The sequence below is a fragment of the Stappia sp. ICDLI1TA098 genome (assembly GCF_054880955.1).
This window is the reverse complement of record NZ_JBTZBT010000002.1, coordinates 954,469-977,813: the sequence shown is the minus strand read 5'-3', so window position 1 is coordinate 977,813 and position 23,345 is coordinate 954,469. Positions and strand designations below refer to the sequence as shown.

Genomic DNA, 23,345 nt, shown 5'->3' with positions numbered 1-23,345 from the left:
TCGTCCTGCCACTATTCGTTGGGGTGCCTTTGCCGGCTGAGAGACGCGTTCGCGTCAACCCACTGAACCTGATCCGGGTCATGCCGGCGTAGGGAACGAATGACCGCTTCGCCCAGGTCGGGCGAGCAGGCCACGGCCAGGCCATTTGCACTCCCTTCTTCGTCATGACCCCGAAAACCGCCCTGTGGCGGCGTCGGGCTTTGGTCCGCGCCGTCCGACGCGACGGACGAGACGTGACAAAGCAGATCGAACCGCAAGACAGGCGTGCCGACGCCGCTCCGCCCACGGCCATCGCACTGACCATCGCCGGCTCCGACAGCAGCGGCGGGGCAGGCATCCAGGCGGATCTCAAGGCATTTTCGGCCCTTGGCGTCTATGGTGCCAGCGTGCTCACGGCGGTGACCGCCCAGAACACGCGCGCCGTCACCCATATCCACGACATTCCCCTCGACGTGGTCGAGGGGCAGATCGCCGCCGTGCTCGACGACCTTGACGTCGGCGCGATCAAGATCGGCATGCTGTCCTCGCCGGAGATCGTCGCCTGCGTTGCCCGCGCGCTGGCGTCTTATGCCGGCCCGGTGGTGCTCGATCCGGTGATCGTTTCCAAGTCCGGGGCCAAGCTGCTGCGCGACGAGGCCGTCGCCGCGCTGCGCGAGACGCTGTTGCCGCGCGCCACGCTGGTCACCCCGAACCTGCCTGAAGTGGCCGCCCTTCTCGGCGAGGAACCGGCGAGCGAGGAGGCCGGCCGCCTCGAGCAGGGCCGCCGGCTGATGGCGCTCGGGCCTGCCGTGCTGATGAAGGGCGGGCACGCGGACGGCGATGTCTGTGTCGACCTGCTGCTGGCGCCCGGCGCCGCGCCGCTTCGCCTTGCCGCGCCGCGCCTGGCGACGAAGAACACCCACGGCACCGGTTGCACCCTGTCCTCGGCCATCGCCGCCGGCCTGGCGCGCGGCCTGCCGCTCGCCGAGGCCGTGTCGAGCGCGCACGCATGGCTGCATGGGGCGATCGCCGCCGCCGACACACTTGCGGTCGGCTCCGGCCACGGGCCGGTGCATCATTTCTATCGTCTCTGGGGAGCCCGGCCATGACCGACGCCCGTCTGTCCTCTCCGGCCGAAACCGTCTCCGTCATCGGTGGCGGCGTCGTCGGGCTGTGCGTCGCCAGCGCGCTCGCCGAGCGCGGGGCGAAGGTCACCCTGTTCGAGCGCGCGGTGGAGCCGGGGCCGGCCTCCTGTTCCTGGTGGGCCGGCGGCATGCTGGCGCCCTGGTGCGAGGGCGAGAGCGCCGAGGAGCCGGTGGTGCGGCTTGGCGAACAGGCCATCGGCTGGTGGGGCGAGCGCGTCGGCGGCGTGACCCTCGAGGGCTCCCTTGTGGTGGCGCCGGCCCGCGACACGGGCGAGCTGCGTCGCTTCGCGCGGCTTACCTCGCACTTCGAGACGGTCGATGGCGACCGCATCGGCGCGCTTGAGCCGGATCTCGGCGGGCGCTTCCGCGAGGGGCTTTTCTTCGCCGGCGAAGGACATCTGGATCCGCGCCGTGCTCTGGCCGACCTGGCGGCGCGGCTTCCCGGTCTCGGGGTCGAGATGCGCTTCGGTGAGGCGGTCGACCCGGCCGATGCGCCCGGAGACCGGGTTGTCGATTGTCGCGGGCTTGCGGCGCGCGACGAGGTTCCCGGCCTGCGCGGCGTCAAGGGCGAGATGCTGATCGTCCGTTCCGCCGACGTCTCCCTCTCGCGCCCCGTCCGGCTGCTGCATCCGCGCATTCCGCTCTACATCGTGCCGCGCGGCGCGGGTGTCTTCATGATCGGTGCCACCATGATCGAGAGCGACGAGCGCACCCGCATCACGGCCCGCGCCATGATGGAGCTTCTCGGCGGGGCCTATGCGCTGCATCCCGCCTTCGCCGAGGCCGAGATCCTTGAAATCGGCGTCGATGCGCGACCCGCCTTCGCCGACAACCTGCCGCGGCTTCTCGACGACGGCCGCATCCTGCGCGCCGGTGGCACCTATCGCCACGGCTTCCTGCTTGCGCCGGCACTGGCCATGCAGGCGGCCGACCTCTGCCTTGATCCTTCCTCCAGCCCGGAGTTCTTCCATGACCATCATCGTCAACGGCGCTCCGCTTGACCTCGCGCCCGGATCGCTCGCCGCGGTCCTCGAGGCGCTCGACTACGCCGACGCCATCGTCGCGACGGCCGTCAACGGCGAGTTCGTCCCCGCCGAGGAGCGGGCGACGACCCGGGTCCGCGACGGTGATCGTCTCGAGATCCTCGCTCCGATGCAGGGAGGCTGATCCATGCTGACCTTCTACGACACGACCGTCGAGAGCCGGTTGCTGCTCGGCACCGCGCTCTATCCCTCGCCCGCGATCATGGCCGAGGCGATCCGCGCCGGCGGGTCCGACATCGTCACGGTCTCGCTGCGGCGCGAATCCGGGTCCTCGCGCTCGGGGCAGGACTTCTGGTCCTTCATCCGCGACCTCGGCGTCAAGGTGCTGCCCAACACCGCCGGCTGCCATTCGGTCAAGGAGGCGGTGACCACGGCGAAGATGGCCCGCGAGGTCTTCGGCACGTCCTGGATCAAGCTCGAGGTCATCAACGACGCCGAGACGCTGGCGCCCGACGTCGTCGGCCTCGTCGAGGCGGCGCGCATCCTGTGTGACGACGGCTTCCAGGTCTTTCCCTATTGCACGGAAGACCTCGGTATCGCCGAGCGGCTGCTTGCCGCCGGCTGCAAGGTCCTGATGCCCTGGGGCGCGCCCATCGGCTCGGCCCGGGGCCTCAACAATGTCTATGGGCTGCGCGCCATGCGCGCCCATTTTCCCGAGGTTCCGCTCGTCGTCGACGCCGGCCTCGGCGTTCCCTCCCATGCGGCCGCCGCCATGGAGCTCGGCTTCGACGCGGTGCTGCTCAACACGGCGGTCGCCAAGGCGGGCGATCCGGTCCGCATGGCGGACGCCTTCGGACGGGCGGTCGCCGCCGGCCGCCTCGCCCATGAGGCGGTGGCGATGGAGCCGCGCGACATGGCTGCCCCCTCGACCCCGGTTCTCGGAAAGGCCTTTCTCGAATGACCGCCTTCAAGCTCGATCCCTTCTATCCGATCGTCGACAGTGCCGACTGGGTCGAGCGGCTGGTGCCGCTCGGTGTCCGGTTGATCCAGCTTCGCATCAAGGACGGCGACGCCGCCTGGCTGCGCGGCGAGATCCGCCGCGCCGAGGGCTTCGCCGTCCGGCACCGCTGCATGCTGGTCGTCAACGACCACTGGGAGATCGCCATCGACGAGGCCTGCCGCTTCGTCCATCTCGGTCAGGAGGATCTTGCCGGTGCCGACCTGGCCGCGATCCGCGCCGCCGGCATCGGCCTCGGCCTGTCGAGCCACGACCATGACGAACTGGAAACGGCGGTCGCCGCCGGTCCCGACTACATCGCGCTCGGGCCCGTCTATCCCACGATCCTGAAGAAGATGAAGTGGGCGCCCCAGGGGCTGGAGCGGATCGGCGAATGGAAGCGGCGGATCGGGGATATCCCGCTCGTCGCCATCGGCGGCATGACCGCCGAGCGCGCCCCCGGCGCCTTCGAGCATGGCGCCGACATCGTTTCCGTGGTCACCGACATCACGCTCAATGCCGATCCCGAGGCGCGCACGCGCCAGTGGATCGAGGTCACCCGGGCGCACGACAAATCGGCGTCCCGGGGCGACAGGATTTCGAAATTCTAGCACGTGAAAGGCCCGAAATGCGCAAGCTCGCCCTTGTTCTCGCCCTGCTCGTCAGCCTGCCGGCCGCCGCCGCCGACAAGATGACCCTGCTTCTCGACTGGTACGTCAACCCGGACCACGGCCCGGTGATCCTGGCCCGGGAACTCGGTTATTTCGCTGATGAAGGCCTCGACGTCGAGATCATCGCCCCGGCCGATCCGTCGGCACCGCCCAAGATGGTCGCTGCTGGCAAGGCCGATCTCGCTGTTTCCTACCAGCCGCAGATCCACCTTCAGGTGGCCGAGGGGCTGCCGCTCAAGCGGGTCGGGACGCTGATCGCCTCGCCGCTCAACTGCTTGATGGTAAAGGACGATGGCCCGATCAAGTCGATCGCCGACCTCAAGGGTCGCAAGATCGGCTATTCGGTCTCCGGCGTCGAGAGCGCCCAGGTGACGGCGCTTCTCAAGCGCCACGGCATGACGGCCGATGACGTCGAGATGATCAACGTCAACTGGTCGCTGGCGCCCGCCGTCATGTCCGGGCAGGTCGACGCGGTGATCGGCGCCTACCGCAACGTCGAGCTGCACCAGATGGAGCTCCAGGGTGTCAAGGGCCGCTGCTTCTTCATCGAGGAGGAAGGTGTCCCCCCCTATGACGAGCTGATCTACGTCGCCAATCCGCAGACGATGGACAAGGATAAGATCGCCCGCTTCCTCGCCGCCACCGAGCGCGCCACCCAGTATATCGTCAACCATCCGCAAGAGAGCTTCGCGCTCTACGCGGCGACCTCTCCGGAGCTCGACGACGAACTCAACAAGCGCTCCTTCGCCGACACCGTGCGCCGCTTCGCCCTGCGCCCGGCCGCCCTCGACTACGGCCGCTATGCCCGCTTCGAGGCCTTCCTCAAGGAGAGCGGCCTGATCGAGACGATCCGCCCGGTTTCCGACATCGCCCTCGACGTATCGGCCCCGTAAGGCGGCACCGACCGAGGACAACGGACAACGAGGAGAGATCCGCAGATGACGATGACACCCCGCGTTTCGCAGGACTTCGGCCCGGACTTCGGCTCGAGGAGCTTCGCCCTCATGCGCGCCGAGGCCGGCGATGCCTGGCGGGCGTACACCCGCCACGCCTTCGTGGAGCGGCTTGGCGACGGCACGCTGCCGCAGGAGGCGTTCCTGCACTACCTGGTTCAGGACTATGTGTTCCTCTACCACTTTGCCCGCGCCTGGGCGCTCGCGGTCGTCAAGGCCGGTTCGATCGAGGAGGCACGTTTCGCCGCCGGAACGGTCGACGGGTTGCTGAACACCGAGATGAGCCTTCATGTCGAGATCTGCGGCAAGGCCGGCATTGCCGAAACGGCGCTTATCGAGGCGGCCGAGGAACGGGAAAATCTCGCCTACACCCGCTATGTGCTGGACGCGGGCATGTCGGGAGATTTCCTCGACCTGATCGTGGCGCTCTCTCCCTGTGTGCTCGGCTACGGCGAGATCGGCCTCAGGCTCGCCCGCGAGGCGGCCCCCGGCACGCCCTACCGCCAGTGGATCGACACCTATGCCGGCGACGACTATCAGGACATCTGCCGAAAGGTCGGTGCCCTGATCGACGGCGCGACCCGTGCAAGGCTTGGCGACGATCCCACAGCACTTGCGCGCTGGGCGTCGGTGTCGAAGCGTTTCCGTACCGCGACGGAGCTTGAAATCTCCTTCTGGGACATGGGGTTGCGTGGCGGGGGAAAGGCCGGATCGGCGTGAGCGAAGCCCCGACCCTGCGGCTTTCCGGCGATTTCGATCACGCCGGGAGGCCGCTCTTCTCCGGTCTCGACCTGACGATTTCCGCCGGCGGCTGGACCTGCCTGCTCGGCCCCTCGGGCGTCGGCAAGTCCACCGTTCTGCGGTTGCTTGCCGGGCTCGACACCGGCGGTCGCTTTTCCGGCACGATCACCGCCGACGACAACAAGGCGGTCGCGGGCCGGATCGCCTTCATGGCCCAGACCGATCTGCTCGCGCCCTGGCTCGACGTGCTCGGCAACGTCACTCTCGGTGCCCGCCTGCGCGGCGAACGCGCCGATCTCGAGCGGGCCCGTGCGCTGGTCGAGCGGGTGGGGCTTACCGAACATGCGGCCAAGCTGCCGGCGAGCCTCTCCGGCGGCATGCGCCAGCGGGTGGCGCTGGCCCGCGTGCTCATGGAAGACCGGCCCATCGTGCTTCTCGACGAACCCTTCGCCGCCCTTGACGCACGCACCCGCGCCGAGATGCAGGAGCTTGCCTTCGAGACGCTGGAAGGCCGCACGGTGCTGCTCGTCACCCATGATCCAGCGGAAGCGGTGCGCCTCGGACACCGCATTTTCATCTTCTCCGAACAAGGGCTTGCGGAGGTGGAGGCGCCCGCGCTGTTGCCCATCCGCGCGGTCGAGGCGCCGGAGACGATGGACATGCAGGTCCGGCTTTTCCGGGCCTTGAAGGGGGAAGCTGCATGAGCGGGACACAGGGATTTGCCGGGAGGCTTGGTGACGGGCTCATTGCCGCCGCCGTTGCGCTCGGCGCCTGGCAGGCGATTGTCTGGGCGACCGGCGCACCGGCCTTCATCCTGCCCGGCCCCGTTCGCGTCGCCGAGACGCTCGTCGCCAATGCCGGTCTCATCGCCGATCATGCGACCACCACCATCGCCGAGGTCCTGATCGGTCTCGCCCTTGGCGCCGGGCTCGGGGGGGCGACCGCCCTCTATCTGATGGTCTCGCCTCTGGCGCGGCGCATCGTGCTGCCGATCATGGTCTTCAGCCAGGCGGTCCCGGTCTTCGCGCTCGCTCCGATCCTGACCCTGTGGCTCGGATTCGGCATGATCTCGAAGATCGCCATGGCGCTGCTGATCATCTACTTTCCGGTGGTCTCGACCTTCTACGACGGACTGCGACGCACCGATCCGGGCCTGCTCGATCTTGCCCGCACCATGGGCGCGACGCCGGCCAGGACGCTCTTCTTCCTGAGGCTTCCCGCCGGTCTGCCGGCCTTCGGCTCGGGCCTGCGTCTTGCCGCCGTCTACGCGCCCATCGGCGCCGTCATCGGCGAATGGGTCGGCGCCTCGAAGGGCCTTGGCTACCTGATGCTGCTGGCCAACGGTCAGGTCAAGACGGACCTGATGTTCGCCAGCCTCTTCGTGCTGGCGATCTTCGCCGTGGCGCTCTACGGGGTGGTTTCCTGGCTGACCCGGCGCATGGTCTCCTGGTCGCGGGAAAGCACCGACACGATCTGACGTCGGTCGCGGAGGCAGGTTCGGCTCAGCCTGCTTCCGGCTCGTCCCTGTCGTCCGGCCGCGCCAGCAGGACGCCGATGCCTTTCTCGAGCGTGACGGCGATGGTGTCGCGCTCGCGCGCCACCCGGTTCGACAGGGTCAGCGAGCCGCCCATCGGCACGAACTTGCGTGACAGCGGCCAGCGCACGCCTTCAAGCGTCAGTCCGCTCAGGTCGGTGATGGCGAGCACGGAAAAGAGCGCGCCCGCCTCAAGCGCGATCTCCCGGCGGCCCGGCAGGACCGGCCAGGCCTCCTCGCTGCCGCTGGTCATCAGGACCGGAATCCCGCGCCGCGCCAGGGCCACGCCGTTGAGCACGTTCTGCATGGCGTGGTCGGAGCGCGCGCCCCCCAGCGCGCCGGCGATCACCAGCCCATCGGCGCCGCGCGCCAGCGCCTCCTCGACCGCGATTTCGCCATCGGTCATGTCCTTGGCCGCCGGATAGGCATCGCGCGGCACGTCGGGAAAGGCGGCATGCAGGTCGTCGCTGCTGGAATCGAAGTCGCCGACCCACAGCTCGGGCGTCAGGCCGAGGGTGCGCGCGTGGCGAATGCCGTTGTCGGCGGCGATCACCCGCGCGCCTTCGACTTGTCGCGAAAGACGCTGCGTCGGCGTCAATTCGCCGCCGAGCAGGATCAGAAACGGCGCTCGAGGCTGCATGGTCGGTGGCTCTCCCTGCGTGGGGCGGTGTGGTGCGGGGCGTCCCCGGGCGGGCGCGATTGTGCTTGTCATAGCTGTTTTTCATGGCCCATTCTCCGCAAAAAGGGAGGAAAGTCATGAATCTGTCTCGCATGCTCGCGGCCCGCGACACGGCCGGGCGTCCCGTTCGCGTCGCCATCATCGGCGCGGGAAAGTTCGGCTCAATGTATCTGACGCAAGCCCGCCTGACGCGCGGCGTGCATGTCGCCGCGATCATCGATCTCGACCCGGCCCGGGCCCGGCGCACGCTCGCCACCTGCGGCTGGCCGGACGAGCAGTCGACAGCCGGCTCCCTCGACGCGGCGATCGATACCGGCGCGACCCTTGTCACCGACAATCTGGCCGGTGTGCTCGCCGACGGGCGCATCGACGTGGTCATCGAGGCCACCGGCGACCCGGCCGTCGGCATCCGCCACGCGCTCGCCGCCATCGAGGCGGGCAAGCATCTGATCATGGTCAACGTCGAGGCGGATGTGCTCGCCGGTCCGCTGCTGGCGCGCCGCGCCGAGGCTGCCGGTCTCGTCTATTCGCTCGCCTGGGGCGACCAGCCGGCGCTCATCTGCGAGCATGTCGACTGGGCGCGGACCTGTGGTTTCAAGGTCGTCTGCGCCGGCAAGGGCACGCGCTACCTGCCGACCTATCACAAGCTGACACCGGAGACCGTGTGGGACGTGCTGGTCCAGTACCTGGGCATCACCGACCGCAGCCTGATCAACCCGAAGATGTTCAACTCGTTCCTCGATGGCACCAAGTCGGGGATCGAGATGACGGCGGTCTGCAATGCCACCGGCCTGGTCGCGCAGGAGGACGGGCTGTCGTTTCCGCCGGCGAGCCGCTTCGAGCTGTCGAGCGTGCTGCGCCCGCGCGAGGCCGGTGGCACCCTGCCGATCACCGGCACGACCGAGGTCGTGTCCTCGCTCACCCGTGACGGCGCGGACGTTCCCCATCACCTTGCCATGGGCACGTTCGTCGTGATCGAGGCTGAGACCGATTACGCCAGCCGCTGCTTCAGCGAGTATCACATGCTGGAAGACGAGACCGGCCGCTACGCTGCTCTCTATCGGCCGACCCATATGATCGGCATGGAACTCGGCGTGTCGGTGGCCTCCGCGGTGCTGCGCCGGGAGCCGACCGGATCGCCCGTGGGCTTTGTCGCCGATGTGGTGGCGACCGCCAAGCGCGACCTCAAGGCCGGCGAGATGCTCGACGGCGAGGGTGGGGCGACCGTCTGGGGCAAGCAGCAGCCGGCGGCCAGGTCGCTGGCCGGCGGCTGCCTGCCGCTCGGTCTCGCTGCCAACGTCCGGCTCGTGCGGGATGTGGCCGAGGGTGCCATGCTGAGGTGGGACGACGTGGCGATCGACACCACGGAAACCGCCGTTCGCTTCCGCCGCGAGATGGAAGAGACCTTCGCTCCCACCTGAGGCGAAGCTGCCTCCCCGGGGCCGGAAAGGCCGGCCGCGGGCACCCGCGCCGGCTCGCCGGCGTCGCCCGGCCCGCCCGACCTTGGCCCAACAGCTTGCGCCAGCTCCGTCCGCCTGTCTTGCGTATTAATTTATCGAATGATAAATAACGAAAGACGCACGCGGCCTGATCCGGCGCGGGCGGATGTGTCTTGCGGATGGGGAGGGGGCGATGGACCTTTCGGGAGTGTATGAGATCGCCGCGCCGCGGCAGCGGGTTTGGGAAGCGCTAACGGAAGCCGACAGCCTCGCCCGGATCCTGCCCGGCTGCGAGCATCTGGAGGCGACGGGCGAGAACAGCTATGCGGCCGTGGCGAGCGTCAAGGTCGGACCGATCCGCGCGCGCTTTCGCGGCAAGGTGCGGCTGGAGGACATGCTGCACCTGGAGAGCTTTCGCATCGTCGGATCCGGCGATGGCGGTGCCTCCGGACAGGCGAAGGGGGCGGCCGTGATCCGGCTGGAGGAGACCGGGAGCGGAACCCGCATCGCCTATACGGCCGAGACGGTGATGAGCGGCAAGCTCGCCGCGCTGGGCGGCCGGCTTGTCGAAGCGGTTTCGATGCGCAACATCCGGCTGATGATGGAGGCGCTGGAGCGGGAGGTCACGGGCGGCGGCGCTCCGGTGACAGCGGGGGCTCCGGCCGTCGGCGTGGCGGGTGGCCTGCCCGCATCAGCGGCCGCGGGCGGGGCGGAACGGCTTCTTCGCGCCATTCTCCTGCAGGCGCGGGTCAATGGCGTGCTGCTGGCGCTTGCCGTCCTGCTGCTCGCCGCGGGCCTGCTCGCCGGTTAGCGGCGGAGCGCCGCCAATGGCGTCGGCAGGTCGGCTCTAGCCGTCTGCCGCCGTTTGTGCGGCGAGCATCGCCGGCAGCGCTTTCGGGAAACCTCCGAGAAACGTCTCGATGGCGCTGTCGACCACCGCGTCGACATCGTCCTCGATGGGGATCTCGTAGATCCACTTGCGGATGCCGCGATAGACGAAGGTGCCGTGAAAGGACCATGCAAGGTCTGTCTCGCGGCTGGTCACGGGCACCTCTTCCGGCGTGGGCAGTCCCGCCTCGTGGCGCATTTCCCGGCACAGCGGCTCGATCAGCTTTTCGCGGACCTGCTCCAGATAGCGCCGGTTCAGGCTTTCGCCCTTCATGCCGGCAAGGATCAGGATCCTGAGCCATTCGCGGTTGTCGATGACCCGCGCGTAGTCGCGGTAGATCCGTGACAGCCGGTCGCGCAGGGGCAGCGCGCGGTCGACGAGGATGGTCTGCCAGTCCTCCTTCCAGCGGCCGACGAAGACGTCCTGGTAGACCCTCTCGATCAGCGCGTCCTTGCTGGAGAAATAGCGGTAGAGCAGTGGCTGGGTGATGCCGATGCGCTTCGCCAGCTCGCGGGTCTGCCCGCCGAATCCCTGGTCGGCGAAGAAGGAGATCGCCTCGGCGACGATCTGTCTTTCGCGGAGTTCCGGCGAAAGTCGTTTCCTGTCCTTCACATCCATTCTGGTCCGCCCGCTTTTGCCTGTCTGCTTAGCCGCTGCCCGCAGGCGCATCAAGCGACAGAAAATCCATATTGACTCGGGGTCGCGATGATGTTGTTATTTATCAAACGATAAACAAAAAAAGCGACCGACAACGGCCGCGAGGAAGCCGCCGGGGGGAGGACATGAAGGCAGCGCCTTTCGATTACGTGCGCGTGTCAAGTTTCGACGAGATCCACGACATCTTCGCCGCCTATGGCGACGATGCGCAGGTGATCGCCGGCGGACAGAGCCTCGTGCCGGCCATGGCGATGCGCATGGCGCGGCCGAAGGTGCTCGTCGACATCGCCGGCCTGCCCGGCCTTGCCGGCATTCGCGAGACGGCGGACGCGATCGAGATTGGCGCGATGACGCGCTATGCGGATCTTCGCGGCTCCGCGCTCGTCGCCCGCCATGCCCCGCTGGTTCACGCGGCCGTGCCGTTGATCGCCCATGAGGCGATCCGCTCGCGCGGCACGCTCGGCGGCAATCTCGTCCATGCCGATCCCGCCTCCGAAATGCCGGCGGTCATGCTGGCGCTCGACGCGACGATCCTCGTCACGGGCCAGGCCGGCGTGCGTGCGGTGCCGGCACAGGACTTCTTCCTCGGCACCTATGCGGTCGACCTGGAGCCTGGCGAGATCGTCTCGGCGATCCGCGTTCCCGCCGCCCGGGCCGACCAGCGTTGCGGCATCGACGAATTCGCCCGCCGCGCCGGCGATTACGCCGCCGTCGGCGGGGCCTTCCGCATCGATCTGGAGGGGGCACGCATCGCCGGCGCCCGGCTCGCCTTCTTCGCCGTTGCCGACAAGGCGCAGCGGGCGCGCGCCGCCGAGGAGGCGCTCGCCGGCCAGTCGCTCGCCGATCTCGACACCGGCCCCGTGCTCGATGCTCTGACCGATGACATCGCGCCCACGGCCGATCTTCACAATGGCGTGGCCACCAAGCGCCATCTCATGCGCGTGCTGACCGTGCGCCTTCTTCGCGACATTGCAACCGGGGCCGGACCGACCCATGGATAGTCTCTTTCCCGTTACCCTGACGCTCAACGGCAGAACCGTGACCCATGAGGCGCCACAGCGCATGACGCTGGCCGACTTCCTGCGTCACACGGTGGGGCTGACGGCAACGCATCTGGGCTGCGAACACGGCGTGTGCGGTGCCTGCACGGTCTATGTCGACGGCCGCATCGCCCGCGCCTGCCTGATGTTCGCCATCCAGGCCGAGGGCTGTGACGTGCGCACCCTCGAAGGGCTTGCCGACGATCCGGCGATGCGGGTGCTGCAGCGCCATTTCCACGAGCGCAACGCCCTGCAATGCGGCTTCTGTACCAGCGGCATGCTGCTGACCGCGCATCAGTATCTGGCCTCGGACGAGACGCCGACGCGCGCCGGCTTGCGCGACTATATCTCGGGCAACTTCTGCCGCTGCACGGGCTATCACGCCATCGTCGACGCGACGCTTGCCGCCGCCGAGGAACTGGCGATGGCGCCGGCCGGGGAGGCCGCGCCGTGCTGAAGCCGCAGGACACCGAAAGCGGGCGCCAGGATTTCGTCGGGCAGCGGGTGCCGCGCGAGAACGCCCGGCGTCTCGCCGAGGGCCGGGGGCGCTATGTCGATGACATTGCCTTCCGCAACCTTGCCCATGTCGCCTTCGTGCGCAGCCCTCATGCCCATGCCCGGATCCTGTCGGTCGACATCGAGGCGGCGCGGGCGCTGCCGGGGGTGATCGACGTCGTCACCGGCGAGGACATGAAGACCATGTGCCGCCCGTGGGTCGGTGTTCTCGGCCATTTTCCGGGGCTGAAGTCGCCCGAGCAATATCCGCTCGCCGTCGGGCGCGCGCTCTGGCACGGGGAGCCGATCGTCGCGGTTCTCGCCGACAGCCGCGCGCTCGCGGAGGATGGCGCTGACCTTGTCGAGGTCGACTGGGAGGCGTTGCCGGCGCTTGTCGATGCGGAGACGGCACTCGCCCCGCAGACGGAGGTCCTGCACCCTGACCTCGGCGACAATCTCGCCTTCCGCCTCGACCTGCACAAGGGCGAGGTCGAGGCGGCCTTCGCCGGCGCCGCCCATGTGGCGGAGGGTGAGTTCCACTTTGGTCGCCACACCGGGCTGACGCTGGAGCCGCGCTCGATGGTCGCCGACTTCGACCCGTCGCTTCGCCAGCTCACCGTGCATCATTCCACCCAGACGCCCTTCCAGATGCAGGACGTCTTTGCCCGCCACTTCGACCTTGAGGAAGGTCATGTGCGGGTAATCGCGCCGGATGTGGGCGGTTCCTTCGGCCTCAAGCTCCATGTCTACGGCGAGGAGATGGCAGCCTGCGCGCTCGCCATCCGCCACGGCCGTCCGGTCAAGTTCGTGGCCGACCGGCTGGAGGCCTTCCAGACCGACATCCACGCCCGCGACCACCGGGTGAAGGCGCGCATGGCGGTCTCCGCCGAGGGCGAGATCCTGGCCATGGACGTCGACGACCTGACCGGAATCGGGCCTTTTTCGGTCTATCCGCGCACCAGCGCGGTGGAGGGCAACCAGGCGATTCGCCTGATGGGCGGTCCCTACCGGATGCCGGCGTACCGCGGTCGCCTCAGCGTCGTCTTCCAGAACAAGACGCCGATGTGCCAGTACCGCGCCGTTGGCCATCCGGTCGCCTGCGCGGTGACCGAGGGGCTCGTCGACCAGGCAGCCCGGGCGCTGGGCATCGACCCGCTCGACATGCGCCGGCGCAATGTGGTGACGCAGGACATGTATCCCCACACCTCGCCGACGGGCTACATCTTCGAGCGCCTGTCGCACGAGGAATGCCACGCCCGTCTCGCTGCGATGATGGACTACGACCGGTTGCGGCGGGAGCAGGCGGAGGCGCGCCGGCGCGGCGTCCATCGCGGCATCGGCTTTGCCACCTTCATCGAGATCACCAACCCCGGGCCGGCCTTCTACGGCGTCGGCGGCGCGCGCATCTCGGCGCAGGACGGCTGCGTGATGAAGATGGAGCCCTCCGGCGACATCCGCGTCATGGTCAGCGTCACGGAGCAGGGCCAGGGTACCGAGACGATCATGGCCCAGATCGCCGCGACCCACCTCGGCGTGCCGCTGGAGCGGGTCAAGGTCTACACCGGCGACACCCAGACGTCTCCCTATGGCGGAGCCACCTGGGCCTCGCGCGGGGCCGGCATCGGCGGCGTCGCGGTGATGAAGACGGCGGCGGCACTCAAGGACAACCTGCTTGCGGTCGCCGCCACCATCCTGCAGACGCAGGCGGAGGCGCTCGACATCCATGGCGGTGAGGTGGTGACCAGGGCGACCGGCGAGCCACGCCTGCCGCTGAGCGAGCTCGGCCGCATCGCCTACTTCCGGCCCGACACGCTGCCGGCCGGCTTTCATGCCGAGATGACCGCCGCGCGCCACCATGTGCCCCAGGGCTACCCCTTCGCCTTCACCAATGGCGTCCAGGCCTCGTATCTGGAAGTCGATGTCGACACCGGCCAGGTGCGCCTGCTCGATCACTGGGTGGTGGAAGACTGCGGCACGGTGATCAACCCGCTTCTGGTCGACGAGCAGGTGCGCGGCGGCGTCGTGCAGGGCCTCGGCGGGGCACTGTTCGAGGAATGTCTCTACAGCCCCGAGGGCCAGCTCCTGTGCGGCACCATGGCCGACTATCTGGCACCGATGGCCGCCGAGATGCCCGACATCCACGTGGGGCACGTGGAGACCCCGACCGAAACCTCGCCGCTGGGCGCCAAGGGCGTCGGCGAGGCCGGTACGGCGGCCGCGCCGGCGGCCGTCATGAACGCGATCAACGATGCGCTCGCGCCCTTCGGCGCCAGCGTGTCGCGGATGCCTTTCACGCCCGAGCGCATATTGCAGGCGCTCGGCAAGGTCTGACGCCTCCCCCGCAGAAGGGGAGCGATGATTAGGAACGCAAGATGGAGGAAAACCGCATGAAGTCCTGCAAGGCCCTGTTGGCCGCAACGGCGCTCCTGTCGCTCTCCGCGACGGCCGCCTCCGCACTCGAGGAAATCAACCTCACCATCGCCTCGAGCCATCCCACGACCATTCACTGGGTCGGCGTGATGGACGAGGTGTTCAAGCCGGCGGTGAACCGCCTTCTGGAGGAAGAGGGCTCGGATTACCGCATCGTCTGGACGGAGGCCTACGGCGGGTCGCTCTACAAGTACCGGGAGACGCTGAGCGCGGTTGCCAACAACCTCACCGACATCGGCTGGATCGGCACCTTGTGGGAAAGCTCGTCGCTGCCGCTGCAGAACGTCACCTATTTCGCGCCCTTCGCCACCGACGATCTCGCCACGGTGCTTTCTGTCGTCGACAGCATTCAGGAGGAGTTCCCGGAGATCACCGCGACCTGGGAGCAGAACAATGTCGTCTTCCTCGGCGGCGCCGGCACGGACAGCTACGACCTGCTGACGAACTTCCCGGTCAACTCGGTCGCCGACCTCGACGGGCGCAAGATCTCCGCGCCCGGCGTTTCGGCGACCTGGCTCGAGGGTACCGGCGCCATCCCCGTCGATGGCGGGCTGACCACCTACTACACCGATATCCAGACCGGCGTTTCCGAGGGCACGCTGTCCTTTGCCACCGGCATCCTGCCGACCAAGGTGCATGAGGTTGCCCCCTACATTACCAGGGTCAACATCGGTGCCATGTATCTCGGCGCCGTGGGCATGAACAAGGACCGGTTCGACAGCATGCCGGAGGATGTCCAGAAGGCCATCGTCGCCGCCGGCAAGCTCTACCGTGACGCGCTGGCGAAACAGATCACCGAGAACAGCGCGGCGGCCATGGCGCAGATGGAGAAGGAGGGGGCGAAGATCAGCACCCTTCCCGAGGCCGAGCGCAAGAAGTGGGTCGATGGCCTGCCAGACATCGCCGCCAAATGGGTGGAGACCAACGAGGCCGCCGGCCTGCCGGCGAAGCTCGTGATGCGGGAGTACATGTCCCGCCTCAAGGCCGCCGGCAAGGAGCCCGCCCGCGACTGGTCGGCCGGTCTCACGGACTGATCAAGGAACGAACCAACGTGCCTCCGCGCGGCCACGGCCGCGCGGAGGCAAACCGGGGGAAGAGATGACCAGCGAGATTTCACAGGCGGGCAAGACGCCGCCGGCCGCGCGAAAGAGCCTGCCCGCGCGGCTGCTTGCGGGCGCGCTCAGCGCCCTGTCCTGGCTCGGCGGCATCTGGCTGGTGGCGTTGATGGCGCTCATCTGCTGCGACGTGATCGGGCGGTCCTTCTTCAACGCGCCGATCACCGGCGTCGCCGAGATCGCGTCCTTCTCGATCATCGGCATCGTCAGCCTGCAGCTTCCCGAGACGATCCTGCACAACCGGCTGACGCGCACCGATCTCGTCATCGCGCCGCTGGGCGCGCGCTTTCCCGCGGCAGCCGGTCTGCTTGAGGCGCTGTTTGCGCTCGCCGGCCTCGCCGTCTTCGCGGTGACGCTCGGCGGCAGCATCGGCTTTCTGGAAAAGAGCATCGCGACGTCCGAGTTCTATGGCGTGCAGGGGGTCTTCACCTTTCCGACCTGGCCGGTGCGTCTGATGCTTGTCACCGGGCTCGCCGCGTCGGCGCTCGCCTTCACCGTCCGCATCTGGGTGTCGCTGATGGCCGTCGGCCGGGGCCGCGCGGACGCCACGTATGCCGCATCGGCACAGGAGGAGCGGTCGTGAGCGCGCTTGAAATCGGACTGGTCCTCATCGCCCTGTTGCTGCCGCTGATCCTCGTCGGCCTGCACATCGGCGTTGCGCTCATGCTGCTATCCTTCGTCGGCGTCTGGCTGATGCGCGGCAATTTCGACCTGGCGACGCGGCTCATGTCGCTGACCTTCTACGGCGGCATTTCCGACTACATCTTCGCCACCATCCCGATGTTCGTTCTGATGGGACTGTTGATCAGCATCTCGAACGTCGGCAAGGACACGTTCGACGTGGCCGAATGGGCGCTGCGCAAGGTCAAGGGCGGGCTCGGCGTCGCCACGGTCGCCTCCAACACGGTGTTTGCTGCCGTCACCGGCATTTCCATCGCCTCGGCGGCGGTCTTCACCCGCGTCGCGGTACCGGAGATGATCCGCCACGGCTACCAGCCGCGCTTCGCCGTCGGCGCGGTCGCCGGCAGTTCGATCCTTGGCATGCTGATCCCGCCGAGCCTGCTGCTGATCATCTACGGGGTGCTTGCCGAGGAATCCATCGGCCGCATGTTTCTTGCCGGCCTCATTCCCGGCCTGATCATGGCGCTTGCCTTCATCGCCATGATCCTGTTTGTCGCCCGCTTCCTGCCGGGTTCGGTGATCGTGCCCGGCCACCAGGTGAAGATCGAGCACAGCGAGACCCTCGGCTCGGCCCTGCGCAAGCTCTTCCCGCTCGCCGCGCTCGTCGTCCTGGTGCTCGGCGGCCTCTACAGCGGCTATTTCACGCCGACGGAGGCCGGCGCCGTGGGGGCTGCCGGCGCGCTGGTGGTGACGCTGCTGCGCGGTCGGCTGACGGGTGCGAACAGCCGCCAGATCATCCGCGAGACCGGCTATATCTCCGTCGGCATCCTGTTTCTGCTGATTGCCGCGGGCACCTATTCGCGCATGCTGACCATGGCCGGCATCCCGATGGAAGTCGGCCGGCTGATCGGCGAACTCGGCCTGGGGGCCTACGGCTTCCTCGCCGTCTATGTGCTGCTGGTGCTGCTTCTCGGCATGATCCTCGACAGCACCTCGATCCTGCTGATCGTGGTGCCGATCGCCGCTCCCATCGCCAAGTCGCTGGGGCTCGACCTGATCCACTTCGGCATCATCACGGTCATCGCCGTCGAGATCGGCCTGCTGACGCCGCCCTTCGGCATTTCCGCCTTCACGGTGAAATCCTCGCTCGACGACGACCGGATCAAGGTCGAGACGATCTTTCTCGGGGCGGCCCCCTATGTGGGGATCATGCTCGCCGTTCTGGTGCTGATCGCACTGGTGCCGGCGACGACCACGTGGCTCGCCCGCGGGCTGATGTAGCGCGCGGGCGTCCGGTGCGCGGGCTCAGGCGAAGGCGATCTGGATCTTGACGTCGTCGGGGCGGGCGGCATCGGCGCGCTCGAAGGCGGCGATGCTGTCCCCGAACGGATAGGTCGCCGACACCAGCGGCTTGACGTCGATGCGGCCGCTGGCCATCAGCGCCACCGCGCGGTCGTAGACATTGGCGTAGCGAAACACCGTCGCTACCGCGATCTCGCGCAGCTGCAGCGAGACGATATCGATCGGAACCGGGCCGGTGGGCATGCCGATGCAGGTGAGCGTGCCGCCCGGGCGCACGAGGGCTGCGACCTCCGAAAAGGCGGCGGCCGCACCGGAACACTCGAACATCGCGTCGACGCCCCATCCGCCGGTCGCCGCTCGCACGGCTCCGGCAAGCGTGCCCTCGTGCGCGGCGACCGGCACGATCCCGTCGTAGCGTGCCGCGATCTCCAGCTTCGCCGCGGCCGGATCGTAGACGAGCACGCGCGCGCAGCCGGCGGCCAGGGCCGACAGCGCGGTGAGGATGCCGATCGGGCCGGCGCCGGTGACCAGCGCCACGTCGCCAGCCTTGACCGGCGTCTTCATCATCGCCTGCAACCCGACGGCGAGCGGCTCCACCATCGCCCCTTCGGCCTGGCTGACGTTTTCCGGCAGCCGGTAGCACAGGTCCGCCGGATGGATCACCTCCGGCGTCAGGCATCCGTGGTCGGGCGGCGTCGCCCAGAAGGTGAGGGAGGGGTCGAGATTGTAGAGCCCTATCCGGCTTTCCCGGCTGGCGAAGTCGGGCACGCCCGGCTCGATGCAGACCCTGTCGCCGACCGCGAGCCCGCTCACTTCCGCTCCGCATTCCAGCACCGTACCAGCGCCTTCATGGCCGAGAACCATAGGATTCTCGACGACGAAGGGGCCGATGCGGCCGTGCCGGTAATAGTGGATGTCGCTGCCGCACACGCCGACCACATCCATGCGAATGCGCACGTCGCGGGGGCCGAGTGTCCAGCCGAGGTCGATGTCGCGCAGCCGAAGCTCGCGTGCGCGCTCCAGAACAAGGGCAAGGGACATGGGGTCCTCCCGGGGTGTCTTGCGTCAGATGCAGGTGTAGCCGGCGTCGGCGCGCACGATGGCGCCGGTCATCAGGCTCGAGGCGTCGGAGGCGAGGAACTGGACGATGGAGCCGATCTCCTCCGGCTGGCCCATGCGCCCGCCCGGCGTCAGGTCGATCCAGCGCTCGATCAGCCCCGGCTGGCTCTCCAGCCCGTCGAGCAGCGGTGTTGCCACATAGGTCGGCGCGACGGCGTTGACCCGCACGCCCCGCGTTGCCCATTCGACGGCGAGCGAGCGGGTCAGATGGTGCACGCCGGCCTTGGAGGCGTTGTAGTGGCACTGCGGCTGCGGCGTGTTGACGATGTCGCCGGACATGGAGCCAATGTTGACGATGGAGCCGCGACCGGCCGCCAGCATGCGCCGGCCGAACGCCCGGCAGGTCTTGAAGACGCCGGTCAGATTGACGTCGATCACCTTCTGCCATTCGTCGTCGCTCATGTCCTGCGCCGGCACGTTGGAGACGATGCCGGCGTTGCAGACGAGAATGTCGAGCGGCTCCAGCGTGGCCGCCAGGTCGTCAAGACGGGCGCTGTCGGTGACATCGAGGGCGGCGGCGCTGGCGATTGCCCCGCCCGCCCGCAGCGTTTCGGCCCGGGCCTCGGCCCGTGCGGCGTCGATGTCGGTGACGATCACCCGCGCTCCGGTCTCCGCCAGCGCCGCCGCGCAGGCGGCGCCGATGCCCTGGCCCGCGCCGGTGACGAGCGCCAGCTTGCCGGTAAGATCAAGTCTCGAACGATAGGTCATCGCCCCTCCCTCGGGTGGTTCGGCAGGTTTCAGGTCAGCGCGCAGCGCAGCTGCTCGCCGCGCAGCGCGCGCATCGCCTCCTCGGCTGCCAGTTGCTGCAGTCGGCGCACGGAGGCATCGGAATAGAAGGCCGCATGCGGCGACAGGATCGCGTTCGGGGCCTTGCGCAGGGCCGCATCCGGCGCCAGCGGCTCGGTCTCGAACACGTCGAGCCCGGCGCCGGCGAGATGTCCTGAGGACAGGCTCGCCGCCAGTGCGTCGTCGTCGACGAGGCCGCCGCGCGACACGTTGATCAGGATCGCGCCGCGCTTCATGCGCGCCAGCGCCTTCGCGTCGATGACGTGGCGCGTCTCGGGGGTGAGCGGCACATGCAGCGACAGGATGTCGGCACGCGCGATCAGCGCGTCGCGTGGCACCGGCTCGATGCCGCGTGCCTCGGCCTCGCGGCTGCTCACATAGGGGTCATGGCCGATGAGCGCACAGCCGAAGCCCGCCATCCGCCGGGCGAAGGCCTGGGCGATGCGGCCCATGCCGAGAATGCCGACGGTGGCCTGGCGCAGCGAGGGAACCGCCTCCACCATGGCACCGATCCGCCAGTCGCCGGCGCGGATGCCGGCGTCGAAGGCGCGAAGCCGGCGGGCGAGCGCCAGCGCCAGCGCCGCCGCGTGGTCGGCAACCTCCTCGATGCCGTAGTCCGGAACGTTGCAGACACGCACACCGAGCTGGCGGGCCGCCTCCAGGTCGACATTGTCGGTGCCGACCCCGTAGCGAACCACCGTGGCGCCGGGGGCAAGGCCGGCGAGCACCCGCCGCGTCATCGGCGCGAAATTGTTGAGCACGACCTGCGCGCCTCCGGTGGCGGCGAGTGTCTGCGCCTCGTCAGCGCACTGGTTGTCGCTGAAGTTGGCGCCGCATGCCTCGGCGGCCGCGCGTTCCTGCGCGGTGCCGCCGAAGGACTGGTCGGTGACGACGAGACGCTTCTTGCTCACGAGCCGCTCCGCCGCGCGATGTCGCGCATCGCCTGGCGCAGGCCGTAGGTCCAGGGTCGCGCCTTATCGGAAGTGGTCACCGTGTTGCGCAGCGTGCCGAGAAGCGGGGTCGAGATCTCGACCACATCGCCGGGCCGGTGGGTGAAGCCCGAGCCGGGCTCCGCCCGGTCCTGCGTCGGGGCGAACATGGTGCCGAGGAAGAGGACGAAGCCATCGGGGTACTGGTGGCAGGCATTGAGCGTCTGGCGCACGAGCTCAGCCGGCTTGCGGCTGATCTCGGCCATGTCCGAGTGGCCTTCCATCACGAAGCCGTCCTGGCCGGTGACCTTGAGGGCGATCGTCGCCCGCTCGATGTCGGCGAGCGCGAATTCCGCGTCGAAAAGGCGGATGAAGGGGCCGAGCGCGCAGGAGGCATTGTTGTCCTTGGCCTTGCCGAGCAGCAGGGCCGAGCGTCCCTCGACGTCGCGCAGATTGACGTCATTGCCGAGCGTCGCGCCGACGATGCCGCCGCGGCTGTCGACGGCAAGCACCACCTCGGGCTCGGGATTGTTCCAGGCGGAGATCGGGTTGATGCCGACCTCGGCACCGTGGCCGACGGCGGAAAGCACTTGCGACTTGGTGAAGACCTCGGCGTCGGGGCCGATGCCGACCTCAAGGTATTGCGACCACAGGCCCTCCGCCTGCAGCGCCGCCTTGACCTCCGCCGCCTTCTCCGATCCCGCCTCGATGTTCGACAGGCTGCCGCCGATGAGCGTGCCGATGCGCTGGCGGATCTCGTCGGCGCGCGCCGGGTCGCCGGCGGTGCGCTCGTCGATGACGCGCTCGATCATGCTCTGGGCGAAAGTCACGCCGCAGGCTTTCAGCGGCTGGAAGTCACAGGGCGCGAGCAGGCAGTCGCGTGCGGCGCCGTACCCGATATCGGCAGGGTCGAGGAGGAATTTCTCGATCCCGCCAATGTCCTCGCCCTCCAGCGTGTCGAAGCGGCCGGCCGGATCGTTGTCGAGAAAATCGGCGACGCTGGTCACCGCGTTGGTGACGTCGATGACGCGGCCTGCGCGCAGGATCGCCACGGCCGGCGCGCCGAGGTCGGCGCGCCAGACGCGGCCGACGAGGCGCGCGGCGTCCGGAAAGTCTGGCAGCATGGGAGTCTCCTCTGATTTTGTAGTAAAACTATTTATGTAGCGTTTGGAAAGTCAAGCGGACTTGTCATTGGGCATCTGAATTTTTTCGATCTCCTCGTTTTTGTTTGAATTAAAAGGATTATTTTCATTTTTGCGATGATCGAGCCAGCGTGCTGGGCGGTTGTGTCAGGGTGGGTCTTGCAAAAATGTAGTAATCCTATATTTCTGGAAAAAACAGGATGCCATGCGCTGTGGCCGGGAGGAATGCGAATGCCGCTTGAGGATGTTGCCGACCTGGACGGGATGATCTTTGTCGAGGGAGCCTTCCGGCCAGGTGCCGGTCCCCGCGTCGCGGTCGAGAATCCCGCGACCGGAGAGGTGATCGGTCACATAGCGGCATCGACGGCGGAAGAGATCGAGGCGGCCGTTGCCGCCGCGCGTCGGGCCTTCCGCCCCTGGGCAGGCCTGCCGGCGCGCCGGCGCGCTGAGGCGCTGCACAGGCTCGGCGACCTGATCGGCGCGGACGCCGACGCCATGGCGCGCATCATGACGCTGGAGCAGGGCAAGCCCGTCAACGAGGCGCGGGGCGAGATCCTGAAGCTTGCCGAGGCCTGTCACTTCTATGCCGAGGAAGCGGTGCGCGTGCATGGGGAGATAGTGCCCAATGACCAGCCCGGCTTCCAGAGTCTGGTGGTGCGCGAGCCGATTGGCGTCGTCGGCGCGATCACGCCATGGAACTATCCGGCGGAACTCGTGGGCTGGAAGCTCTGCGGTGCGCTTGCCGCCGGCTGCACCATCGTCATCAAGCCGGCCGAGCTCACCCCCTTCACGGCGCTTGCCATCGCGGCGAAGGTGGCCGCGGCCGGCATTCCCGCCGGCGTGGTCAATGTCCTGACCGGCAAGGGCTCGGTCGTCGGGCAGGCGCTGGTGGAACATCCGGGCGTCGACAAGATCGCCTTCACCGGCTCGAGCGCGGTTGGCCTTCACATTCAGCAAAGCTGCCCGCAGGTGAAGCGCCTGTCGCTGGAGCTTGGCGGCAACTGTCCGATGATCGTGACGGCGGCCGCCGATCTCGATGCGGCGGTCAAGGGTGCGGCCCGGCGCTCCTTCCGCAACATGGGGCAGATCTGCATCGCCATCAATCGCATCTATGTGGCCCGGCCGGTCTACGACGCGTTCCTCGAGGGATTTGCCCGCGCCGCCGACGCGCTGACAATCGGCAACGGCCTGGAGCGGCCCGACGCCGATCTCGGCGCGATGGCCTCGGCCGAGCCGCTTGCCAAGACCCGTGAGCATCTCTCCGATGCGCTGGACAAGGGCGCACGGCTCGTCGCCGGCGGAGCCGCGCCGCAGGGGGCGGAGTTTGCCAGCGGGTATTTCTTCCGGCCGACCATCGTCGCCGACTGCCGTCAGGACATGCTGGTCATGTCGCAGGAAACCTTTGGTCCGCTGGTCGGCGTTGCTCCCTTTGATACGCTCGACGAGGCCATCGCGCTGGCCAACGACACGCCCTACGGCCTTGCGGCCTATGCCTACAGCCGTGATCTCGGCGAGGTTCAGCGCCTGTCCGCGCATCTCGACTACGGCAATGTGGCGCTCAACTCCGTCGACGCGGGCATCATGAACGCGCCCTATGGCGGGCGGAAGCAGAGCGGCGTCGGCTACGAACACGGCCGAGAGGGAATGCTGGAGTATTTCAACTTCAAGCATGTCCGCCTCTTCCACGGTGAGGTGTGAG

General features: G+C 68.3%; 24 protein-coding genes and 1 riboswitch. Of the genes, 18 read left to right on the top strand and 6 right to left on the bottom strand.

Features of this window, described 5'->3' with window-relative positions:
* Positions 1–9 precede the first annotated feature (9 nt).
* A riboswitch (TPP riboswitch) is annotated at positions 10–112 on the top strand.
* A gap of 121 nt (positions 113–233) precedes the next feature.
* From thiD to ACSLUQ_RS14740, 9 genes are read left to right on the top strand one after another with little or no spacing between them, the layout of a single operon-like run.
* Entirely contained in the window at positions 234–1,088 is an 855-nt protein-coding gene (gene thiD, locus ACSLUQ_RS14780; RefSeq protein ID WP_461808944.1) for a bifunctional hydroxymethylpyrimidine kinase/phosphomethylpyrimidine kinase, read from the top strand.
* A complete protein-coding gene (gene thiO / locus ACSLUQ_RS14775) occupies positions 1,085–2,125 on the top strand; it encodes a glycine oxidase ThiO (RefSeq protein ID WP_417771770.1) in 1,041 nt (346 codons plus the stop codon). The genes thiD and thiO overlap by 4 nt, the downstream gene beginning before the upstream one ends.
* The gene (gene thiS, locus ACSLUQ_RS14770) at positions 2,094–2,291 is read left to right on the top strand and encodes a sulfur carrier protein ThiS (RefSeq protein ID WP_417771771.1); all 198 of its coding nucleotides are present in this window, start codon (positions 2,094–2,096) and stop codon (positions 2,289–2,291) included. Before thiO ends, thiS begins: the two co-directional genes overlap by 32 nt.
* Positions 2,292–2,294: 3 nt before the next feature.
* The gene (locus tag ACSLUQ_RS14765; protein WP_461808943.1) at positions 2,295–3,068 is read left to right on the top strand and encodes a thiazole synthase; all 774 of its coding nucleotides are present in this window, start codon (positions 2,295–2,297) and stop codon (positions 3,066–3,068) included.
* Positions 3,065–3,715 carry a thiamine phosphate synthase gene (locus ACSLUQ_RS14760; RefSeq protein WP_461808942.1) on the top strand — a complete coding sequence of 217 codons (651 nt, stop codon included), beginning with the start codon at positions 3,065–3,067 and terminating at the stop codon, positions 3,713–3,715. The genes ACSLUQ_RS14765 and ACSLUQ_RS14760 overlap by 4 nt, the downstream gene beginning before the upstream one ends.
* A gap of 17 nt (positions 3,716–3,732) precedes the next feature.
* On the top strand, positions 3,733–4,668 hold the full coding sequence (locus ACSLUQ_RS14755; RefSeq protein ID WP_417771774.1) for an ABC transporter substrate-binding protein: 936 nt from the start codon (positions 3,733–3,735) through the stop codon (positions 4,666–4,668).
* A gap of 45 nt (positions 4,669–4,713) precedes the next feature.
* The gene (tenA, locus tag ACSLUQ_RS14750; protein WP_461808941.1) at positions 4,714–5,448 is read left to right on the top strand and encodes a thiaminase II; all 735 of its coding nucleotides are present in this window, start codon (positions 4,714–4,716) and stop codon (positions 5,446–5,448) included.
* On the top strand, positions 5,445–6,173 hold the full coding sequence (locus ACSLUQ_RS14745) for an ABC transporter ATP-binding protein (protein ID WP_461808940.1): 729 nt from the start codon (positions 5,445–5,447) through the stop codon (positions 6,171–6,173). The genes tenA and ACSLUQ_RS14745 overlap by 4 nt, the downstream gene beginning before the upstream one ends.
* Positions 6,170–6,946 carry an ABC transporter permease gene (locus ACSLUQ_RS14740; RefSeq protein WP_417771777.1) on the top strand — a complete coding sequence of 259 codons (777 nt, stop codon included), beginning with the start codon at positions 6,170–6,172 and terminating at the stop codon, positions 6,944–6,946. Before ACSLUQ_RS14745 ends, ACSLUQ_RS14740 begins: the two co-directional genes overlap by 4 nt.
* Before the next feature lie 25 nt (positions 6,947–6,971).
* On the opposite strand, the gene ACSLUQ_RS14735 is transcribed toward ACSLUQ_RS14740, so the two are convergent.
* On the bottom strand, positions 6,972–7,643 hold the full coding sequence (locus ACSLUQ_RS14735) for a thiamine diphosphokinase (RefSeq protein WP_461808939.1): 672 nt from the start codon (positions 7,641–7,643) through the stop codon (positions 6,972–6,974).
* A 116-nt stretch (positions 7,644–7,759) separates the two neighbouring features.
* Between ACSLUQ_RS14735 and ACSLUQ_RS14730 the strand changes: the two genes are divergently transcribed.
* On the top strand, positions 7,760–9,103 hold the full coding sequence (locus tag ACSLUQ_RS14730) for an NAD(P)H-dependent oxidoreductase (protein WP_461808938.1): 1,344 nt from the start codon (positions 7,760–7,762) through the stop codon (positions 9,101–9,103).
* A 211-nt stretch (positions 9,104–9,314) separates the two neighbouring features.
* Positions 9,315–9,932 (top strand): CoxG family protein, encoded by a 618-nt coding sequence (locus ACSLUQ_RS14725; RefSeq protein ID WP_461808937.1) that lies wholly within the window; start codon positions 9,315–9,317, stop codon positions 9,930–9,932.
* 36 nt (positions 9,933–9,968) lie between these two features.
* On the opposite strand, the gene ACSLUQ_RS14720 is transcribed toward ACSLUQ_RS14725, so the two are convergent.
* On the bottom strand, positions 9,969–10,628 hold the full coding sequence (locus ACSLUQ_RS14720) for a TetR/AcrR family transcriptional regulator (protein WP_417771781.1): 660 nt from the start codon (positions 10,626–10,628) through the stop codon (positions 9,969–9,971).
* A 164-nt stretch (positions 10,629–10,792) separates the two neighbouring features.
* Here ACSLUQ_RS14720 and ACSLUQ_RS14715 point away from each other — a divergent pair, with 164 nt between their 5' ends.
* The 6 genes from ACSLUQ_RS14715 (at position 10,793) to ACSLUQ_RS14690 (ending at position 17,649) form a co-directional block, all read left to right on the top strand.
* Positions 10,793–11,668: an FAD binding domain-containing protein gene (locus ACSLUQ_RS14715; RefSeq protein ID WP_461808936.1), complete on the top strand. Its 876-nt coding sequence runs from the start codon at positions 10,793–10,795 to the stop codon at positions 11,666–11,668.
* The gene (locus ACSLUQ_RS14710; protein ID WP_417771783.1) at positions 11,661–12,164 is read left to right on the top strand and encodes a (2Fe-2S)-binding protein; all 504 of its coding nucleotides are present in this window, start codon (positions 11,661–11,663) and stop codon (positions 12,162–12,164) included. The genes ACSLUQ_RS14715 and ACSLUQ_RS14710 overlap by 8 nt, the downstream gene beginning before the upstream one ends.
* On the top strand, positions 12,158–14,533 hold the full coding sequence (locus ACSLUQ_RS14705) for a xanthine dehydrogenase family protein molybdopterin-binding subunit (protein ID WP_461808935.1): 2,376 nt from the start codon (positions 12,158–12,160) through the stop codon (positions 14,531–14,533). Before ACSLUQ_RS14710 ends, ACSLUQ_RS14705 begins: the two co-directional genes overlap by 7 nt.
* A gap of 56 nt (positions 14,534–14,589) precedes the next feature.
* Positions 14,590–15,666 (top strand): C4-dicarboxylate TRAP transporter substrate-binding protein, encoded by a 1,077-nt coding sequence (locus ACSLUQ_RS14700; RefSeq protein ID WP_417771785.1) that lies wholly within the window; start codon positions 14,590–14,592, stop codon positions 15,664–15,666.
* A gap of 64 nt (positions 15,667–15,730) precedes the next feature.
* The gene (locus tag ACSLUQ_RS14695) at positions 15,731–16,330 is read left to right on the top strand and encodes a TRAP transporter small permease subunit (RefSeq protein ID WP_461808934.1); all 600 of its coding nucleotides are present in this window, start codon (positions 15,731–15,733) and stop codon (positions 16,328–16,330) included.
* On the top strand, positions 16,327–17,649 hold the full coding sequence (locus tag ACSLUQ_RS14690) for a TRAP transporter large permease (protein ID WP_417771787.1): 1,323 nt from the start codon (positions 16,327–16,329) through the stop codon (positions 17,647–17,649). The genes ACSLUQ_RS14695 and ACSLUQ_RS14690 overlap by 4 nt, the downstream gene beginning before the upstream one ends.
* 24 nt (positions 17,650–17,673) lie before the next feature.
* On the opposite strand, the gene ACSLUQ_RS14685 is transcribed toward ACSLUQ_RS14690, so the two are convergent.
* Genes ACSLUQ_RS14685 through ACSLUQ_RS14670 form a run of 4 tightly spaced genes read right to left on the bottom strand, consistent with a single transcriptional unit; the run spans position 17,674 to position 21,628 of the window.
* The gene (locus ACSLUQ_RS14685; RefSeq protein WP_461808933.1) at positions 17,674–18,711 is read right to left on the bottom strand and encodes an NAD(P)-dependent alcohol dehydrogenase; all 1,038 of its coding nucleotides are present in this window, start codon (positions 18,709–18,711) and stop codon (positions 17,674–17,676) included.
* Positions 18,712–18,735: 24 nt separating this feature from the next.
* The gene (locus ACSLUQ_RS14680; protein WP_461808932.1) at positions 18,736–19,497 is read right to left on the bottom strand and encodes an SDR family NAD(P)-dependent oxidoreductase; all 762 of its coding nucleotides are present in this window, start codon (positions 19,495–19,497) and stop codon (positions 18,736–18,738) included.
* A 29-nt stretch (positions 19,498–19,526) separates the two neighbouring features.
* On the bottom strand, positions 19,527–20,486 hold the full coding sequence (locus ACSLUQ_RS14675) for a C-terminal binding protein (protein WP_461808931.1): 960 nt from the start codon (positions 20,484–20,486) through the stop codon (positions 19,527–19,529).
* Positions 20,483–21,628, bottom strand: coding sequence for a fumarylacetoacetate hydrolase family protein (locus ACSLUQ_RS14670; protein ID WP_417771791.1), 1,146 nt, complete (start codon positions 21,626–21,628; stop codon positions 20,483–20,485). The genes ACSLUQ_RS14675 and ACSLUQ_RS14670 overlap by 4 nt, the downstream gene beginning before the upstream one ends.
* 249 nt (positions 21,629–21,877) lie before the next feature.
* On the opposite strand from ACSLUQ_RS14670, the gene ACSLUQ_RS14665 reads away from it, so the two are divergent.
* Positions 21,878–23,344, top strand: coding sequence for an aldehyde dehydrogenase family protein (locus ACSLUQ_RS14665; RefSeq protein ID WP_461808930.1), 1,467 nt, complete (start codon positions 21,878–21,880; stop codon positions 23,342–23,344).
* Position 23,345 lies beyond the last annotated feature (1 nt).

Coding starts and splice junctions, on each gene's coding strand:
- thiO (WP_417771770.1), top strand. CDS start 1,085: ATGACCGACGCCCGTCTGTCCTCTCCGGCCGAAACCGTCTCCGTCATC.
- thiS (WP_417771771.1), top strand. CDS start 2,094: ATGACCATCATCGTCAACGGCGCTCCGCTTGACCTCGCGCCCGGATCG.
- ACSLUQ_RS14765 (WP_461808943.1), top strand. CDS start 2,295: ATGCTGACCTTCTACGACACGACCGTCGAGAGCCGGTTGCTGCTCGGC.
- ACSLUQ_RS14760 (WP_461808942.1), top strand. CDS start 3,065: ATGACCGCCTTCAAGCTCGATCCCTTCTATCCGATCGTCGACAGTGCC.
- ACSLUQ_RS14755 (WP_417771774.1), top strand. CDS start 3,733: ATGCGCAAGCTCGCCCTTGTTCTCGCCCTGCTCGTCAGCCTGCCGGCC.
- tenA (WP_461808941.1), top strand. CDS start 4,714: ATGACGATGACACCCCGCGTTTCGCAGGACTTCGGCCCGGACTTCGGC.
- ACSLUQ_RS14740 (WP_417771777.1), top strand. CDS start 6,170: ATGAGCGGGACACAGGGATTTGCCGGGAGGCTTGGTGACGGGCTCATT.
- ACSLUQ_RS14735 (WP_461808939.1), bottom strand. CDS start 7,643: ATGCAGCCTCGAGCGCCGTTTCTGATCCTGCTCGGCGGCGAATTGACG.
- ACSLUQ_RS14730 (WP_461808938.1), top strand. CDS start 7,760: ATGAATCTGTCTCGCATGCTCGCGGCCCGCGACACGGCCGGGCGTCCC.
- ACSLUQ_RS14725 (WP_461808937.1), top strand. CDS start 9,315: ATGGACCTTTCGGGAGTGTATGAGATCGCCGCGCCGCGGCAGCGGGTT.
- ACSLUQ_RS14720 (WP_417771781.1), bottom strand. CDS start 10,628: ATGGATGTGAAGGACAGGAAACGACTTTCGCCGGAACTCCGCGAAAGA.
- ACSLUQ_RS14715 (WP_461808936.1), top strand. CDS start 10,793: ATGAAGGCAGCGCCTTTCGATTACGTGCGCGTGTCAAGTTTCGACGAG.
- ACSLUQ_RS14710 (WP_417771783.1), top strand. CDS start 11,661: ATGGATAGTCTCTTTCCCGTTACCCTGACGCTCAACGGCAGAACCGTG.
- ACSLUQ_RS14700 (WP_417771785.1), top strand. CDS start 14,590: ATGAAGTCCTGCAAGGCCCTGTTGGCCGCAACGGCGCTCCTGTCGCTC.
- ACSLUQ_RS14695 (WP_461808934.1), top strand. CDS start 15,731: ATGACCAGCGAGATTTCACAGGCGGGCAAGACGCCGCCGGCCGCGCGA.
- ACSLUQ_RS14685 (WP_461808933.1), bottom strand. CDS start 18,711: ATGTCCCTTGCCCTTGTTCTGGAGCGCGCACGCGAGCTTCGGCTGCGC.
- ACSLUQ_RS14680 (WP_461808932.1), bottom strand. CDS start 19,497: ATGACCTATCGTTCGAGACTTGATCTTACCGGCAAGCTGGCGCTCGTC.
- ACSLUQ_RS14670 (WP_417771791.1), bottom strand. CDS start 21,628: ATGCTGCCAGACTTTCCGGACGCCGCGCGCCTCGTCGGCCGCGTCTGG.
- ACSLUQ_RS14665 (WP_461808930.1), top strand. CDS start 21,878: ATGCCGCTTGAGGATGTTGCCGACCTGGACGGGATGATCTTTGTCGAG.